Raw genomic sequence first — 16046 nt, 5'->3', positions numbered from 1 at the left:
CCCGGAGGAGCCCTCGCGATGACCAAGCGCATTACCGACAAGTCCAACCTGCCAAGCCGCCATGTGACCGAAGGGCCGCAGCGCGCGCCGCACCGCAGCTACTTCTATGCCATGGGTCTGGGAGAAGAGGAAATCCACCAGCCTTGGGTTGGCGTTGCAACCTGCTGGAACGAAGCGGCCCCGTGCAACATCGCGCTGAACCGTCAGGCCCAAGCTGTGAAGCTGGGTGTGAAACAGGGCAACGGCACGCCGCGCGAATTCACCACCATCACCGTCACCGACGGGATCGCCATGGGGCACGAGGGGATGCGGTCTTCCCTGGCGTCGCGCGAGGCGATTGCCGACACCGTTGAGCTAACCATGCGCGGCCATGCCTATGACGCGATCGTGGGGCTGGCAGGCTGTGACAAATCCCTGCCCGGGATGATGATGGCCATGGTCCGTCTGAACACCCCGTCCGTGTTCATCTACGGTGGCTCGATCCTGCCGGGCCGTCTGCAGGGCAAGGACGTCACCGTTCAGGACGTGTTCGAAGCCGTGGGCCAGCACCAGGCGGGCAACATGTCTGATGCGGAGTTGGAGATCCTTGAGCGTGTCGCCTGCCCCTCCGCCGGGGCCTGTGGTGGCCAGTTCACCGCCAACACCATGGCCTGCGTGTCCGAGGCGATTGGTCTGGCGCTGCCCAACTCCTCCGGCGCGCCCGCCCCTTATGAGAGCCGCGATCAATATGGCATCGCATCGGGCCAAGCAGTCATGAACCTGCTGGAAAAGAACATCCGTGCTCGTGATGTCGTCACCCGCAAGTCGCTGGAAAACGCGGCCCGCGTCGTGGCCTGCACCGGTGGCTCCACCAACGCGGGCCTGCACCTGCCCGCGATTGCCCACGAGGCTGGGATCGAATTCGACCTCAAGGACGTTTGCGAAATCTTCCGCGACACGCCCTATTTTGTGGATCTCAAACCCGGCGGCCAATACGTGGCCAAGGATCTGTACGAGGCGGGCGGCGTGCCTGTCGTGCTGAAAGAGTTGCGCAAAGCGGGCCTGATGCACGAGGATTGTATGACCGCCACCGGCCACTCCATGGGCGAAGAGTTGGACAAGATCACGCGCGAGGCGGACGGCCGCGTGATCTACCCCGTGGAAACACCCCTGACCAAAACCGGGGGCGTTGTGGGCCTGGAGGGCAACCTGGCCCCCGAAGGCGCGATCGTGAAGGTTGCGGGCATGTCCGAGGATCAGCAGGTCTTTACCGGTCCCGCCCGCGTGTTTGAATGTGAAGAAGACGCCTTTGCCGCCGTGAAGGCGCGCCAATATGAGAAGGGCGAGGTGCTTGTGATCCGCAACGAAGGCCCCGCAGGCGGTCCCGGCATGCGCGAGATGCTGGCCACCACCGCCGCCCTGTCCGGCCAGGGCATGGGCAAAGAGGTGGCCCTGATCACCGATGGCCGTTTTTCGGGCGCGACCCGCGGGTTCTGTGTGGGCCACGTCGGCCCCGAGGCCGCCCATGCTGGCCCCATCGGCCTGCTGGAAAATGGCGACATGATCACGATCAACGCGATCACCGGCGAATTGTCTGTCGCCCTGACCGACGACGAACTGGCCACCCGCAAAGCGAATTGGAAAGGCCCGCGCAAGACAATCTATTCGTCCGGTGCACTGTACAAATACGCCAAACTGGTGGGCGGGGCCAAGAAGGGCGCTGTCACACATCCAGGTGCCGCGGGCGAATCTCATGTCTACATGGACCTTTAGGGCCACACTGGTTGCCCTGTCCATGACCGTTGCCGCTTGCGGTGGCGGTCGGTTTGACGGGGTGACCCGCGCCGCGCCGCAAGGCTCGCAATCCTCGGGCCAGTCCCAGATTGCGGTGGCCGGTGGGTCCGTGGTGGTCGCAGGTCCCCCGGGGTTCTGCGTGGACCCCAACACAACCCGCGCCAACGCGGCCCAGCCGTTTGTGCTGATGGGCAACTGCGCTGCGATTTCCGGCAATGCCAACGCCCCGCAACCGGGGGTCAAGGCGGTGCTGACAGCCTCTGTCCTGCCCTCTGCAAATCCGAACATCGCGCCAGATCAAATGGCCGCCTTCCTTGCCTCTGACGAAGGGCGCCGCGCGCTTAGCCGGGCGGATCGGGCGGATACGGTCACGGTGTTGGACAAGTTTGAAAAGGACGGGGTGTATTACGTCTACACCCGCGACACCTCCGACGGGCCGGTGCAGAATTTGGGCACGGACTATTGGCGCGCTTATTTTGGTGTTGGGGATCAGTTGGTCTCGGCCTCTGTGCTTGGGTTCCGAGATGCGGCACTCTCCAAGGATGCGGGCCTAGAGATCATGCAGGATTTCAGCACGCGCATCCGGCAGGCACGCCCAACTGCACCCCCCGTGAACGTCGCCCAACCCGTTGCTCCGCCCCGCCCCGCACAACCTGTCATGGACAATCCCTTGCGCGGCGTGGGATTGTTTCGCAGAATATTAGGATAATTCGGGCACCACGATCCGGAGACGCGAAGGACAGCGGTGACATGGCAGAGTTTTTCACAGGCGCGATTGGCAAGCGGGTGCGCAAACGCATGCTACGTGAATGGGCGCGGGCGGCGGATGCGGCCCCGTCGCTGTCCGTTGCCGATCTGGCCAAACTGGAAAAACAGGCCAAGCGCGTGTATCAATCCGTGGCCCCCATCCTGCGCGAGGCCAGTGCGCGCCTGCACGGCCCACAGATCGACAGGGATGTCATCGACACCCCTGCCCAGTGCGACTGGGCATGGCGGCCCGAACCGTGGCGTGCGGCATTGCCCACGCGCGCCGTGGCGGGCGTGACACCCGCAACGGAAATGGGTGAGGGGCTGAAGTTGTTCCACGACTGTACCCTGACCGAGATCAGTTTTGCGCAGCACCGCAATACCGCCCCCGATGCCCAATCCCCCTTCGGCGTGGCGCTAGACGTGCTGGGCTTTGAAGGCAGCTTTCTGTCCGTGGTGTTTGACCTGCCCGCCGAGGGGCGCAGCAGCACCACGCGCAGCCATATCATCCGCCTCGACGGTCGGCTGCGCACCGAACGCCCCATCGAGATTTTCGCGCGCCTGAACGTCAAACATGGTCCCAACACGGAACAGCTTGTCAGCGAGTTGAAGCCCGAGCAGGGCCGCGTCACGGCCGAGTTCGACCTTGGCCACGCCGAGGTGAACGAGAAACGGCTGGAAAACATCTGGCTGGACCTGATCTTTGATAAGCCCGAGATGAACCGCATCGTCATTGACGATCTGACCCTTGCGCGCCGCCCGCGCGCAGACCTGTAGAAAGACGCCCATGGCCTGGACCTTGACCACCACCGCCCTGCACGGGGGCACCTACACCGGCCTGCTGACAGGCGCGGGCGATCCCCCCGGGTCGAGGCCGTGCACAAGGGGCAAGCCGTGGACGGCGTAACAGTGAGCCCGATTGACGGCGCACCCGACCAGTGGCAGGTCACCCTGCCCCTGCCAGCGCACTTGATGGCGGACGAGGTCCAGTCAGTCGTCTTTCGCACAGGGGACGGCGAGACACTAAGCGCCATTGCGGTCTACACCAGCCTGTCCACCCACGAGGACTTGCGCGCCGAGGTCGATTTTCTGCGCGCCGAAGTGGATATGCTGAAAACCGCCTTCCGCAGGTTTGCGCGCTAGGACCATGACGCCACGTCCTGCGTGACGCGCACGTCAACGCCTGCCACTGTAGCGCGAACCGGAGGATACCATGACCGCATACCCCAACCTGCTCGCCCCGCTTGACCTTGGCTTTACCACCCTGAAAAACCGGGTGCTGATGGGGTCCATGCACACGGGGCTGGAAGAAACCAAGGACTGGGGTCGGGTTGCGGAATTCTACGCCGAACGGGCGCGCGGCGGGGTGGGCCTGATCGTGACCGGCGGCATGGCCCCGAACCGCGAAGGCGGGGTGTTTCCGGGGGCCGCTGGCCTGTTCAGCGATCAGGACATCGCCAATCACGGGACCGTCACCAAGGCCGTGCACGACGCTGGCGGCAAGATCCTGATGCAGATCCTGCACGCGGGCCGCTATGCCTACAGCCCAGAATGTGTCGCACCCAGTGCCGTCAAATCACCGATCTCACCCTTCGCCCCGAAAGAGCTGGACGAGGACGGGATCGAGAAACAGATCACCGATATCGTCACCGCCGCCACCCGGGCGCAGGCGGCGGGCTATGACGGGGTCGAGGTGATGGGCTCGGAAGGCTACTTCCTGAACCAGTTTCTTGTCACCCACACCAACAAGCGCACGGACCGCTGGGGCGGCAGCTACGAAAACCGCATGCGCCTACCGGTCGAGGTGGTCGCCCGGGTGCGCGCCGCCGTGGGGCCGGACTTCATCCTGATGTACCGCCTGTCCATGATCGACCTGATCCCGGGCGGGTCCACTTGGGACGAGGTGTTGCAACTGGCCCGCGCTGTGGAACAGGCGGGGGCCACGATCATCAACACCGGCATCGGCTGGCACGAGGCGCGCATTCCGACCATCGCCACCTCTGTCCCCCGGCGCGCGTTCAGCTGGGTGACGCAGAAATTGATGGGCGAGGTGAACATCCCGATCATCACCTCCAACCGGATCAACACGCCCGAGGTGGCCGAGGATGTCTTGGCCGAGGGCTGCGCCGACATGGTGTCCATGGCCCGCCCGTTTCTGGCCGACGCCGCCTTTGTTCAAAAAGCGGCCCATGGGCGCGCCGCCGAAATCGCGCCCTGCATTGCCTGCAACCAAGCCTGTCTGGATCACACCTTCAGCGGCAAGTTGTCGTCGTGTCTGGTGAACCCCCGCGCCTGCCACGAGACCGAAATCGTGCCGACCCCGACCCAGACCCCCAAGCGTATCGCCATCGTGGGGGCCGGGGCCGCGGGCATGGCCACTGCGATCACCGCTGCCGAACGGGGCCACAGTGTTACCGTGTTCGAAAAGGCCGACCGCATCGGGGGGCAGCTGAACATGGCTCGGGTGATTCCCGGCAAGGAAGAATTCCACGGTCTGGTCGATTGGTTCGAAACCATGGCCAATCGCGCAAACCTCGACATTCGACTAAATACGGCGGCAAATGCGACAGAGCTTGCCACATTTGACGAAGTGGTCATCGCCACCGGCGTCATCCCCCGTGATCCCGAAATCCCCGGTCAGGCCGGTCCGAACGTGGTCAGCTATATCGACGTGCTGGCGCGCAAGGCAGAGGTGGGCCAGCGTGTTGCGATCATCGGGGCGGGCGGCATCGGGTTTGACGTGGCCGAATATCTGACTCACCAAGGCGATAGCCCAACCGAACACCCCGACCTGTGGCGGCACGAATGGGGCGTGACCGATCCCGCAGATCACCGGGGCGGCGTCGCCCCCGAAGGTCCGCAGCCCACTGCACCGGCCAGGCAAGTCACTCTGTTACAACGGAAAAAGACCAAATTGGGCAAGGGTCTGGGCAAGACCACTGGCTGGATTCACCGTACCAGCCTACAGATGAAAGACGTGGCCATGGTCCCCGGTGCAACCTACGACAAGATCGACGCCGATGGCCTGCATATCACGGTGGACGGCACGCCCCGTTTGATCGAGGCGGATACGATTGTCATGTGCGCAGGCCAACTGCCCGAACGGTCTTTGGCAGATGCGCTGGACGCACAGGGCACTCCGCACCATGTGATCGGCGGGGCCGACGTCGCAGCCGAATTGGACGCCAAACGCGCCATTGATCAGGGCACCCGATTGGCCTGCCTACTATAGACTCCAATCAAGGCAGGGTTTGTTTCCATGCCATTAACGATCCTTGAAGAGTCCGCTGTATTGGCGCGCCCGTGACCCATTCGTGCCAGATTCCACCGCCACATTAGACCTCAACACGGAAACAACCTGTTGAGGATTGAACATGGACCGACTGACGGAAATGGAAGCCTTCGCGATGGTGGTGGACCAAGGTGGGTTCACGGACGCCGCGAAGAAAATGGGGATCTCAAAGAGCGCTGTGTCAAAGCACGTCTCGTCGCTGGAAACCCGCCTTGGCGCACGGTTGTTGAACCGCACGACGCGTCGGGTCAGCCCGACCGAAATCGGCCTTGCCTACTATGACCGCGCCCGCCGGGTGCTGAACGATGCAGGCGAGGCGGACGCATTGGTCACGGCCATGCAGTCTGCGCCCTCGGGCCTGTTGCGGGTGTCTGTGGCCACGGACTTTGGTGTCAATCACCTCAGCCCCAACCTGGGCGCCTTCCTGCACGAATTCCCGGACATCACGGTCAACATGGTCCTGAACAACCGCTACGTCGAACTGATTTCAGAAGGGTTCGACCTTGCCGTGCGCATTGGCGAGCTGGAGGACAGCAGCCTGCGAGCCCGCAAGCTGGCCGAAACCTCCAAGATGATGATCGCCAGCCCCAAGTATTTCGAGGAATACGGCCGGCCAGAAAAGATCGACGATCTGAACGAACACAAGCTGCTGCATTATTCGAACCAAGCGGCGGGCAACGTGTGGAAGCTGACTGCGCCCTCGGGTGAAAAGCGCCAGATCCGTTCCGCCGGTTGGTTGACCGTCAACGATGGGCAATCCCTGCTAACGGCGGCGATCAACGGTCTGGGCATCGCCTACCTGCCCAGCTTTCTGTACCAAGATGCCCTGAACGAAGGGCTGCTGGAACCCGCCATCAAGGACCTGCCCGTAGAGACCCAAGGCATCTACGCGGTCTATCCCCCCGGGCGCTACACTCAACCCAAGGTCCGGGCCTTCATCGACTTTCTGGTCGAGACGTTCAAAGATCGCGGTCCAGGCGACTGGTAAGCCTAAGCAAACAAACTTTCAGCGGGTCGAGGTGACAACCACCTCGACCCGTCTGTTTTGCGCCCTGCCCTCGTCCGATTGGTTCGTGGCGCGCGGGGCGAGGAAGCCGATGCCTTGGGCCACGACCTGTTCGGCTGCGGTGCCGAAAGTGTTGATCAGCGTTGCCCGTACCGCGTCCGCCCGGCGTTTGGACAGGGCCATGTTCCCCTCCAACCCGCCAACGGCATCGGTGTGCCCCACCAGTGCCACCGTCATGTCCGGGTCCGTGGCCAGCAAATCCGCCAGCGCAATCAGGGACGCGGCATTGGGATCCGCCAGCGTGTCGGAGCCTGTTTCAAACACCACATCGTCCAATATCGCGTGCCCCTCGGCCAACAGGGTCTGCGCCAAGGGTGCCACGGCGATAGAGGATGTGGACTTGACCACCGGCACGGCAACGGGCGCGGGCCCGCCCATCAGGATCATCTGGATGTAGCCAAGGTTGCCGGACTGCGACACCAGTACCGACCCCGCCGCGTCGTCGCGCACAAAGGACAGGTAGTGGAAATCGCCCAAGTTCACGAACATGTCCGGGGCGGACAAAACCTCGATCCCGAAGCGGAAGTCAAACCCGCCACAGGACTGTGTGGCGCAATCCAGCAGTATCTCGAACCCCTGCCCGCGCAACTGATCCCGCAGGGCGGTGGCAAGGGTCAGGGTTGATTGTACGTCAGGCACTTGGGCCACCAGCGTGGTGCGCGGGCCTTCCTGATCCAAGGTTTCAAGCACTCCGTCCCGCATGGGCCCGGTTGCCAGCCTATGGGTCGCCGTAGGCACTATGTCACGCAATGTGATAGTGCCGGGCAGCGCAACCTCGAACGCGGCCACGGGACTAGCCAGCGCCAGTGATATGGCGGCGGCGCGGATCACGCGCGCGCTTGGGCGTGATATTCGGGGTTGGGCACCATGGCGGTGGCAGAGGCCACACGGTTGGTCATGTTGAAAAACCCAGCCACGGCGGCGATGTCCCAGATGTCCCGATCACTCCAACCTGCGTCGCGCAGGGCGCCGCGGTCCGGTTCCTCGATACTGGCGGAGGATTTGGTCATCTTGACCGCAAAATCCAGCGCTGCCCGCATCTTGGGGGTCACAGGGGCGACGCGATAGTTCATGACCAACGCTTCGCCCAAGGACGGATCGCCGGACAGTTGGCGCACGGCGGCCCCGTGGGCCACAAGGCAGTAGAAGCACTTGTTCTCGGATGACACCACAACCGCGATCATCTCCCGCTCCAACTTGGACAGGTCAGACGCGCCCAGCATCAGGTCGTTGTACATGCCCGTAAACGCATTCAGCTTGTCCACGTCGAAGGCGTAGGCCCGTAGGACGTTGGGCACAAAGCCCAGCTTTTCCACGCAAATGTCGAAATAGCGCTGCGTCTCGGCTGGCAGGTCGGCTTGGGGCAGGTCAAGGGCGGTGGGTGCGGTCATGGTCACTCCGGTAGGCTGCGGTAATGGTACTCTCCCACGGGTTCCATCCCGAGGGAAGCGTAGAGCGCGCGCGCAGCCTCGTTTCCGCGGGTCACCGCCAACGCAAAGGTGTGACAGCCCTGCTTTTGGGCCCAGATCATCGCTTGGGTGGACATGTGGCGGGCCAGCCCCGCGCGGCGGTAATCGGGGGCAACCACCAGCGCATGAAGAAAAGCGTAGCCATCCTGTGCGCCCACAAAAGCTGCGCCGGCAGCACGATCCTCGATCCGTCCCAAGATCGCGGTCTTGGGACAGGTGGCCCGCTGCATCAGGTCAAGTCGCGGTTGGTCCACGTCGTTGGCGCGCCAGATATCCTCCATGATCGCCAGCGGTGGCCACATCAAAAAGGCCGTCACCGGTGGGGGCGGGGTCAGAGCACGATCCAAAGGGCAGGTGTAGAAAACGGAATGATCATGGTCACGGTAGCCACGCGCCGACAGAAGCGCCTCCAACTCTGGCTGATCGGACCGCACCGCAAACAGAGGGGGCATGGGCAAGGCGCGCATTGCCGCCTCCGCCTGTTGCACGCTGTCCTCGGTCAATGGGCCAGTGGGCGTGGCGGCAGACGCACGCCGCCCTGCCCCCGCCCCATCGCGGATCAACCAACCGCCCACGGGGGTCACCGTCGCCGCAGGCCAAGTGGCTTGTAACGCCTTGGACAAGGCCGCAAGTGTCATGACAGGGCGTCGGAAAGCGCCACCATGGCCGCATCCACCTCTGCCTTATCGGTGCCGCGCACAACGACGTTCGATCCGTAGACGCCGTCCTTTTGGAACGGATAGCTGCCGACGGAAAGGTTCGGGAACGCGGCGGCCAGTTCACCCAGCGGGCCTGCGATATCCCCTTCCCCACGCATCACGCGCAGGGTTTGTGACAACAGAGGCTGCCCCCCGGTGAGGGTCGGCAGAACACTTGCCACCATGGCTTGGAACACCGACGGCACCCCCGCCATCACGTGCACATTGCCCAAGGTGAACCCCGGCGCCACTGACACCGGGTTGTCGATCAGGGTCGCACCTTCGGGGATACGGGCCATGCGCAGGCGGGCCGCGTTCAGCTCGGTCCCTTGGCGGTCGTAGTGGGCTTGTAACAGCGCCCGCGCATCGTCACGCACATCAACCGACACGCCAAAGGCCGCCCCCACTGCATCGGCGGTGATATCGTCGTGTGTCGGCCCGATCCCGCCAGAAGTGAAAACGTGATCATACCCCGCGCGCAAAGCATTCAGGGCCGCTACAATCGCGGGCTGTTCGTCCGAGACGATCCGCACTTCGGTCAGGCCAATGCCCACCTTAGTCAGCTCTTGCGCCAAATGGTGCATGTTGGCGTCCCGGGTGCGGCCAGACAGGATTTCATCACCGATGACCAGCATGGCGGCAGTGGGGTTGGGCATGGCGGCTCTCCTTGATTGGCTGTTACGGACGGTATAGGGCGACCCCATGCGCTTTGCCACACCCCTGATCCCCGCAACTCTGTTGCGCCGGTACAACCGGTTTCTGTCTGACATTCGGTTCGATGACGGGACCGAAGCGCGCGCCCACTGCCCCAACCCCGGTGCGATGTTAGGCCTAAAGGATCCGGGCCTTCGGATCTGGGTGGAACCGAATGATGATCCGAAAAAGAAACTGGATTATGGCTGGCGGTTGGCCGAGCTGCCCGGTGGGCACATGGCGGGCATTGATACCAGCGTGCCGAACCGCGTTGTGGGCGAAGCGCTGCGCGCGGGTCAGATCACCGAACTGGCCCATTATCACCATGTCCGGGCCGAGGTGAAATATGGCACCCGCAGCCGCGTGGATTTCCTGCTGACCCAGGACGGTGCTCTCGATTGCTATGTCGAGGTCAAGAACGTCCACCTGCGCCGCACCGATGACTGGGCTGAATTCCCCGACAGCGTGACGACACGGGGGGCCAAACACCTGGGCGATCTGGCGGATGTGGTGGCTATGGGCCACCGGGCGGTGATGCTGTATCTGGTCCAGCGCACCGATTGCGCACGCCTGCGTCTGGCCGCCGATCTGGACCCCGGCTATGCCGCCGCCTTTGATCTGGCCCGGTCCGCAGGGGTCGAGATGCTGTGCTATGGCACCCACATTGACACTCAAGGTGTGACCATCGGCACCGCCCTGCCCGTCGAGTTGCACGCCCATGCCACTGGATAAAGCGCGCGGCATACCCTATTTTGCACGTGCAGAAGGAGACACACCTTGGACGATTATCGCGGCAGACTGACCAAAGATGGCATCCGCATCCACGAAGACGCGGATTTCGCGGGCATGCATGCGGCAGGCCGCCTGGCCGCGCAGATCCTCGATGACATTGCGCCCATGGTGCAACCCGGTGTCACGACCGGGGCGCTGGACAAGGCCATCGAAGATCAGGTGAACGCCGCCGGGGCCAAGTCCGCGACCATCGGCTACAAGGGTTACAAACACGCGTCGTGCATTTCCGTGAACCACGTTGTGTGTCACGGCATCCCCGGCCCAAAGACGTTGAAAGACGGGGATATCCTGAACATCGACGTCACTGTGATCGTAGACGGCTGGTTCGGCGACACCTCGCGGATGTATGTGGCGGGCAAGTTGTCGCGCAAGGCGGAACGCCTGATCCAGGTGACCCATGACAGCCTGATGAAAGGCATCGAGGCCGTCAAACCCGGCAACACCTTTGGCGATATCGGCAACGCGATCCAGACCTATGTCGAGGCGCACCGCATGTCCGTTGTGCGCGATTTCTGCGGCCACGGGCTGGGCACTGTGTTCCACGCTCCGCCGAATGTGCTGCACTACGGGCGCGCGGGTGCGGGCGCCGTTCTGGAAGAGGGTATGTTCTTTACGATTGAACCCATGGTGAACCTTGGCCGCCCCGACACCAAGGTGCTGGCCGACGACTGGACCGCTGTGACCCGCGACAAGTCTCTGTCGGCGCAGTTTGAACATTCCATAGGCGTGACCGCGACGGGGGCCGAAATTTTCACCCTGTCGCCGTCGGGAAAATTTCATCCAACCTATGGTTGAGTAACGAAGCGTTAACCTGAATCGTGCGTAGTAGGGTCATGACTGCTGACCCGCACTCCTTTGCCGAAGCGCCCCTGCCCGGGTTTGACGTGGACCATTCCACTCCATTCCCCCCAGAGCGCGTCTGCCCCCGCCCCTCAGGCCGAGGCGGACCATAGGCTTGCCCACCGATCCCGGCTGCGCGCCAGGTTTATGGAGGGCGGGGCAGCAGCCATGCCAGATTATGAATTGCTGGAACTGATCCTGTTCCGCGCCTTGCCTCGGGGTGACACAAAACCCTTGGCCAAGCGGCTTCTGTCCACCTTTGGCGATCTCAACCGCGTGATGGCCGCAGCGCCTGCGCGCCTGATGCAGGTGAAAGGGGTCGGTCAATCCGTGGTGGAACAACTGAAGATTATCGAGGCTGTGGGCCACCGCATGGCCCGTGCAAAGGTAATCCAGCAACCGATCTTGTCGTCTTGGGATGCCCTGTTGGACTATCTGAAAACCGCGATGGCGCACCAAGAGATTGAGCAGTTTCGGGTCCTGTTTCTCGACCGCAAAAACGTCCTGATCGCGGACGAGGCGCAGGCTGAGGGCACGATTGATCACGTCCCCGTCTACCCGCGCGAGATCGTGAAACGCGCGCTAGAGATCAACGCCTCCGCCCTGATCCTTGTGCACAACCACCCGTCCGGTGATCCGACACCGTCCCAGCAAGACGTGGATATGACCTACCAAATCCGCGATGCAGGCGATGTGCTGGGCCTGACCCTGCATGACCATTTGATCATCGGCAAAGCCAGACACCTGAGTTTCCGCAGCGAAGGTCTGCTTTAACCGTTGGACGCAACATCCAGCCCGTCAAAGATACCGGGCAGGATCAACAGCTCGCCCACCGCATCGCAGTCGGGCATGGCGATATCCATGGGCAAGGCGCGCACCCCTTGGCCCCAGGTATTCTGCACCGCAAAGGCGCGCAGATCTTGGCCACAATTGTCCGCTGTCACAACCACTTCGGCACTAATGTCCGGGCGACCGACCACATCCTGCGCCTCGCGCGGGAAGGTATAGGTCATGGCCAATCGGGGCTCCGGGATGTTCAGATCTCCCATGAAAGTCACAAAGCCACCGTTCCCGGACAGGGCACGTGCAATGGTATGTGGATTGCCCGCGTGGATATGCCCGGCGCTGTCGTAGTCCGCGTCGCCTTCCAGCACGTGCAGTTCTACGTCTTGACGTCCGGGGGCCTGGATTAGGGACACGCGGCGCAGGTCAGAAAGATCCTCCACATCCACGGTCACTTCGCCCAGCAGGTCCTCACCCGCAAACACACCGGCGCGCGCAGGGTGGTCCATCGCCGCGAGGTTGAACATCGCAGCCCCCTGGTCGTTCGTCATCGCCGCAATGCGCAGTCCCGCATGACGCAATTCCAGCCGCGTGTTCGGCGCGCAGGGGGCGTGGATATCAATCGTGACCATGGCCAAGGCGCGGGCACGGGCATCAATGGCAACAGTACAATCGGCCTGATCTGACGGCATGGGTCCGATCAGATCGAGCGGGACCGACGGGTCCAGCGCGGTTTCCATATCGACGGCCCCGTCGGCGGCCACGGGTGTCACGGAGGTCGCACCAAGGGTCAACGGCCCCAAGGTCGCAGCGGGAGGCACCGGCACAACCGGGTCGACCGCGACAGAGGCAACCGCAGAGGTATCCTCAAAGTCGCGCACTTCGAAATCAGCTGCTGTCCGCGACTCGGTGGTCAGGTTTGCGGGGGCTTGGGATTGCTGCATCAACAACATACCCACCATCCCTGCAGCAACCAACGTGCCTGCGGGGATGACAACTTTTACCAACATCTCGTGCATGACGTACCCTCGTGACTGTGTCCAAAGACTTCGCCACGGGATTACATCCGAAATAAGGTCATTTTATGGAGACGTCGGGGCGGTCGCCTAAATCCGCCCGTGGCAATGTTTAAACTTTTTGCCAGATCCGCAGGGACAGGCATCATTGCGGCCGGGGTTGCCCCACGTCGCCGGATCGTTTTCGTCAAAGCCCTCCTTGGCCCCTTCGGGCGCGACGCCAGCCGCCTTGGCGCTTGCGGTGTCGACGGCGGATTGTGCCGCCAGTTGCTGAGCGCGGAACTGCTCCATCATCTGGCGCTGCTCTTCCTCGGACAGCGGGCGGACTTGCGACAGCTTCTTGGTCACATCCACACGCAAGCTATCCAAAAGACCGCCGAACAATTGGAACGCCTCGGTCTTGTATTCGTTCAACGGGTCCCGCTGGGCATAGCCGCGGAAGCCGACAACGGACCGCAAGTGTTCCAGCGTCAGCAAATGCTCCCGCCATTTGGCGTCGATGGTTTGTAGCAACACTTGTTTTTCGATGGACCGCATCTGGTCAGGGCCAAACGCCTCTGCCTTTTCGGCCATCATGGCGTCCGCCGCCTCGGAGATACGCTCGGCCATGACGTCGGCATCAACACCGTCTTCGTCCGCCCATTCCATGACGGGCACATCAAGGCTCAGGTTTTCAACCAAGGCCCCATACAGTCCCTCGGTGTCCCACTGATCGGCATAGCTGCGCGGGGGCATGTATTGATCCACCAGATCGTCGATCACCTGCTGGCGCATGTCGGCTGCAATTTCGCCGATATCCTCGGCTTCCATGATCTCCAGACGTTGGCCGAAGATCACCTTCCGCTGGTCGTTCATCACATCGTCAAACTTCAACAACTGCTTGCGCACGTCAAAGTTGCGGCCCTCAACCTTGGCCTGCGCCTTTTCGAGGGACTTGTTCACCCACGGATGCGTGATCGCCTCTCCCTCGGACATGCCAAGGGTGTTGAGCACTTTCTCCAAACGCTCCGACCCGAAGATGCGCATCAGATCGTCTTCGAGCGACAGGAAGAATACGGAGCGCCCAGGGTCGCCCTGACGGCCAGACCGGCCCCGCAGCTGGTTGTCGATCCGGCGGGATTCGTGACGTTCGGTCGCCAAAACGAACAGGCCGCCCGCGTCCTTGACCGCTTTTTCGTCTGCGTCATGGGCCGCTTCCATCCGGGTGCGGATTTCATCAGGATCAGCGTCAGGATCGGCGGCAATCGCTTCCATGATCTGGAATTCGAGGTTGCCACCCAGTTTGATGTCAGTCCCGCGACCGGCCATGTTGGTGGCGATCGTTACAGCACCCAGCTTGCCGGCGTCAGCGACGATCTGCGCCTCTTGCTCGTGCTGGCGGGCGTTCAGGACGTTGTGCGTGACCCCAGCCTTGGTCAAAAGCTGGCTCAGCGCCTCTGACTTCTCGATAGAGGTCGTGCCAACCAGAACCGGCTGGCCCGTGGCGTGGGCCTCTTTGATGGTCTTGGCGACGGCCTCAAACTTCTCGGCGGATGTGCGGTAGATCTGGTCATGCTCGTCCACCCGCGCGATGGGACGGTTGGTGGGCACTTCGACGACGCCCAGACCGTAGATCGAGGCAAATTCCTCGGCTTCAGTCGCAGCCGTCCCGGTCATGCCGCCAAGTTTTTCATACAGGCGGAAGTAATTTTGGAAGGTGACAGAGGCCAGCGTGACGTTCTCGCGTTGGATGGTCACGCCCTCTTTCGCCTCGATGGCCTGGTGCAGACCGTCGCCCAGACGCCGCCCGGCCATCATGCGGCCCGTGAATTCGTCGATCAGGACGACCTCGTCGTTGCGCACGATGTACTGGATGTCCTTCTGGAACAACTTGTGAGCCCGCAGGCCCTGGTTCACGTGGTGGACCAGCGTCGTAGACTCCGGGTCGTACAGGGACTGCCCCTCGGGCAACAGACCGGCGGCCAGCAGACGTTCTTCCAGCCACTCGTTGCCTTCGTCGGTGAAGGTCACGTTGCGGGTTTTTTCGTCCAGCGTGAAATGCTGTTCCTGAATTTCGGGGATGATCCGGTCCATGGTCACATAAAGCTCGGACCGGTCCGAGCTGGGACCAGAGATCACAAGGGGCGTCCGCGCCTCGTCGATCAGGATACTGTCAACCTCGTCGACGATGGCAAAGAAATGCCCGCGCTGCGCCATGTCGTCCTTGGACGCCTTCATGTTGTCGCGCAGATAGTCAAAGCCCAGCTCATTGTTGGTGGCATATGTCACATCGCAGGCGTAGGCCGCCTTCTTCTCTGCCTCGGGCTGCATGGGGTAGACCACGCCGGTGGTCATGCCCAGTTGCGCAAACACCTGCCCCATCCATTCGCTGTCGCGTTTGGCCAGATAGTCGTTGACTGTCACACAATGCACCCCCTTGCCCGCCAGCGCGTTCAGATAGGCGGGGAAGGTGGCGACGAGGGTCTTGCCCTCGCCCGTCTTCATTTCGGCGATATTGCCTTGGTGCAAAAAGATGCCGCCCATCAACTGCACGTCAAAGGCGCGCAGACCAAGGGCACGGCGCGCACCTTCGCGGCAGTTGGCAAATGCCTCTGGCAGCAGGGCGTCCAGATCCTCGCCCCCTTGGGCCCTCGCCTTCAGCGCCTCAGTGCGCTCGATGATCTCGGCGTCGGACAGGGCCTGGAACTCCGGCTCAAGGGCGTTGATCTGATCCACGATCTTGCGGGTTGCTTTGACCTTGCGGTCATTTGGCGTGCCAAACACCTTCTTGGCTAATGTTCCCATACCCAGCATCGTATCACCCTTGCTCATCTGCGCGCTTGTCCCGGCGGGCTGCGCCCCATATCTAGGGTGCAAATCGCCGTCGGTGGGGCCAAG

At 62.6% G+C, this 16046-nt stretch carries 15 protein-coding genes; 9 read left to right on the top strand and 6 right to left on the bottom strand.

The window, feature by feature from the left end; genetic code table 11:
- Window positions 1–18 precede the first annotated feature (18 nt).
- The 6 genes from ilvD (at window position 19) to ACZ1G0_RS03325 (ending at window position 6800) form a co-directional block, all read left to right on the top strand.
- Window positions 19–1752 carry a dihydroxy-acid dehydratase gene (ilvD, locus tag ACZ1G0_RS03350; protein WP_472735650.1) on the top strand — a complete coding sequence of 578 codons (1734 nt, stop codon included), beginning with the start codon at window positions 19–21 and terminating at the stop codon, window positions 1750–1752.
- Window positions 1733–2482, top strand: coding sequence for a hypothetical protein (locus tag ACZ1G0_RS03345; protein WP_472735649.1), 750 nt, complete (start codon window positions 1733–1735; stop codon window positions 2480–2482). The genes ilvD and ACZ1G0_RS03345 overlap by 20 nt, the downstream gene beginning before the upstream one ends.
- Before the next feature lie 41 nt (window positions 2483–2523).
- Window positions 2524–3297, top strand: a complete 774-nt coding sequence (locus tag ACZ1G0_RS03340) for a DUF6478 family protein (RefSeq protein WP_472735648.1) — start codon at window positions 2524–2526, stop codon at window positions 3295–3297.
- 117 nt (window positions 3298–3414) lie between these two features.
- Window positions 3415–3663, top strand: a complete 249-nt coding sequence (locus ACZ1G0_RS03335; RefSeq protein WP_472735647.1) for a hypothetical protein — start codon at window positions 3415–3417, stop codon at window positions 3661–3663.
- A gap of 70 nt (window positions 3664–3733) precedes the next feature.
- Window positions 3734–5752 carry an FAD-dependent oxidoreductase gene (locus ACZ1G0_RS03330; protein WP_472735646.1) on the top strand — a complete coding sequence of 673 codons (2019 nt, stop codon included), beginning with the start codon at window positions 3734–3736 and terminating at the stop codon, window positions 5750–5752.
- A gap of 142 nt (window positions 5753–5894) precedes the next feature.
- On the top strand, window positions 5895–6800 hold the full coding sequence (locus ACZ1G0_RS03325) for a LysR family transcriptional regulator (protein WP_472735645.1): 906 nt from the start codon (window positions 5895–5897) through the stop codon (window positions 6798–6800).
- Window positions 6801–6818: 18 nt separating this feature from the next.
- Here the strand turns inward: ACZ1G0_RS03325 and ACZ1G0_RS03320 are convergent, their stop codons facing one another.
- From ACZ1G0_RS03320 to ACZ1G0_RS03305, 4 genes are read right to left on the bottom strand one after another with little or no spacing between them, the layout of a single operon-like run.
- Window positions 6819–7709 (bottom strand): OmpA family protein, encoded by an 891-nt coding sequence (locus ACZ1G0_RS03320; RefSeq protein WP_472735644.1) that lies wholly within the window; start codon window positions 7707–7709, stop codon window positions 6819–6821.
- A complete protein-coding gene (locus ACZ1G0_RS03315) occupies window positions 7706–8269 on the bottom strand; it encodes a peroxidase-related enzyme (protein ID WP_472735643.1) in 564 nt (187 codons plus the stop codon). The genes ACZ1G0_RS03320 and ACZ1G0_RS03315 overlap by 4 nt, the downstream gene beginning before the upstream one ends.
- A 2-nt stretch (window positions 8270–8271) precedes the next feature.
- Window positions 8272–8985, bottom strand: a complete 714-nt coding sequence (locus ACZ1G0_RS03310; RefSeq protein WP_472735642.1) for a GNAT family N-acetyltransferase — start codon at window positions 8983–8985, stop codon at window positions 8272–8274.
- Complete coding sequence (locus tag ACZ1G0_RS03305) at window positions 8982–9701, bottom strand: competence/damage-inducible protein A (protein ID WP_472735641.1); 720 nt, start codon at window positions 9699–9701, stop codon at window positions 8982–8984. Before ACZ1G0_RS03305 ends, ACZ1G0_RS03310 begins: the two co-directional genes overlap by 4 nt.
- A gap of 46 nt (window positions 9702–9747) precedes the next feature.
- Here ACZ1G0_RS03305 and sfsA point away from each other — a divergent pair, with 46 nt between their 5' ends.
- From sfsA to radC, 3 genes are all read left to right on the top strand, one after another.
- The gene (gene sfsA, locus ACZ1G0_RS03300; protein WP_472735640.1) at window positions 9748–10470 is read left to right on the top strand and encodes a DNA/RNA nuclease SfsA; all 723 of its coding nucleotides are present in this window, start codon (window positions 9748–9750) and stop codon (window positions 10468–10470) included.
- 45 nt (window positions 10471–10515) lie between these two features.
- Window positions 10516–11325 (top strand): type I methionyl aminopeptidase, encoded by an 810-nt coding sequence (gene map, locus ACZ1G0_RS03295; RefSeq protein WP_472735639.1) that lies wholly within the window; start codon window positions 10516–10518, stop codon window positions 11323–11325.
- An 84-nt stretch (window positions 11326–11409) separates the two neighbouring features.
- Window positions 11410–12144, top strand: a complete 735-nt coding sequence (gene radC, locus ACZ1G0_RS03290; protein WP_472735638.1) for a RadC family protein — start codon at window positions 11410–11412, stop codon at window positions 12142–12144.
- On the opposite strand, the gene ACZ1G0_RS03285 is transcribed toward radC, so the two are convergent.
- Complete coding sequence (locus ACZ1G0_RS03285; protein ID WP_472735637.1) at window positions 12141–13172, bottom strand: hypothetical protein; 1032 nt, start codon at window positions 13170–13172, stop codon at window positions 12141–12143. The genes radC and ACZ1G0_RS03285 overlap by 4 nt on opposite strands.
- An 87-nt stretch (window positions 13173–13259) precedes the next feature.
- Entirely contained in the window at window positions 13260–15962 is a 2703-nt protein-coding gene (gene secA / locus ACZ1G0_RS03280; RefSeq protein WP_472735636.1) for a preprotein translocase subunit SecA, read from the bottom strand.
- Window positions 15963–16046 lie beyond the last annotated feature (84 nt).

The sequence above is a fragment of the Thalassobacter sp. HA4-2 genome, from assembly GCF_055693705.1.
This window is presented reverse-complemented; position numbering and strand designations above follow the sequence as displayed.